Source organism: Hadarchaeum sp. (SeqCode) (genome assembly GCF_049969415.1).
GTDB lineage: Archaea > Hadarchaeota > Hadarchaeia > Hadarchaeales > Hadarchaeaceae > Hadarchaeum.
On record NZ_JBMFOX010000125.1, the window covers coordinates 1 to 1,207 of the forward strand.

Sequence of the window (1,207 nt, forward strand, 5' to 3'; positions counted from 1 at the left end):
CTGATGATCTCGTCGAGGTCCACCTTCGTCAGCTTCCCGCCTCTGACCACCACTTCCCCGTCGACCAGCACCGTGTCCACCGAGTTGCCCAGCGAGGAGTAGACCAGGTTCTGGCAGATGTTGGAGTACTCGCCGAAGTGGACGGGTCGCATGTTGGGGACATTCAGGTCGAGTAGGACGATGTCGGCCTTCTTGCCCGCCTCTATCGAGCCGATCTCCCGCTCCATACCCAGCGCCCGGGCACCGTTCAGCGTCGCCATTTCCAGCACCTGCATCGCCGGCATCTTGGAGGCGTCGGTGAACCTCGACTTCTGGGCCAGCGAGGCGAACTTCATCGTCTCGAACATATTGAAGGTATCATTACAGGCTGAATCATCCGTTCCCAGGCCAACGTTAACCCCGAGCTCAACCAGCTCCGGTATCTTGGCGAGGCCGTTGCCGAGCTTGGCGTTGGAGACCGGGTTGTGGGAGATGTGGGTGCCGGTCTCGGCGTAGAGCCTCATCTCCCGCTCCGAGAGCCAGACGCAGTGGGCCGCGACGACATCTGGGCCCATGACGCCAAGGTCATGGGCGCGCTCGGTGGGTCTCTTACCAAACTTTTTCAGACAGGCCTCTACCTCACCCTTTGACTCGTTGAGGTGGATGTGGATGCCGGTCTTGTATTTGTTCGCGAGTTCCCTAGCTTTCAACAAAAATTCATCCGAGCAGATGGGTAGCCACTCAACACCAAACCAGACCTGAATTTTTCCGTCTGGTGAGTGAAGCTCCCGAAAGGCCTTTTCATTTTCTTCCAAAGTTGGCTGTCCTTCCACAAGATCCGCCGCCTCGCTTGACAAAACGGCCCTGACCCCAATATCCTTCGCCGCTCTCCCCATTTCAAAAATATAAGCATACATCAGGTTGATGGTCGTGGTTCCGGTTAGGAGCGCCTCGGCGTAGGCCAAGCTGGCCGCATAGTAGGCATCTTCTGGTCTCATTGCGGCTAGATACGGGTATAATATTTGCTCCGCCCACTCCTCCAGCCCCATATGCTCTCCAACACCTCTGATTATCGTCCCGGGGTGGAAGTGCAGGTTCACCAAGCCGGGCATCACCACCTTATCCCGGGCGTCGATCACGATATCCGGCTTGTGTTCCCGTCTCACCTCGGCGGCGGGACCGACAGCAGCGATCCTGTCCCCCTCGACCAGCACCGAGGCATCCCTGA

Annotated in this window: 1 protein-coding gene; it reads right to left on the minus strand. The window is 58.1% G+C overall.

Annotated features, from left to right (window positions below; all coding sequences use genetic code 11):
• On the minus strand, positions 1 to 1,193 hold a 1,193-nt coding region (locus ACP5PX_RS08295), incomplete at its 3' end, for an amidohydrolase family protein (protein ID WP_428085476.1).
• Positions 1,194 to 1,207 lie beyond the last annotated feature (14 nt).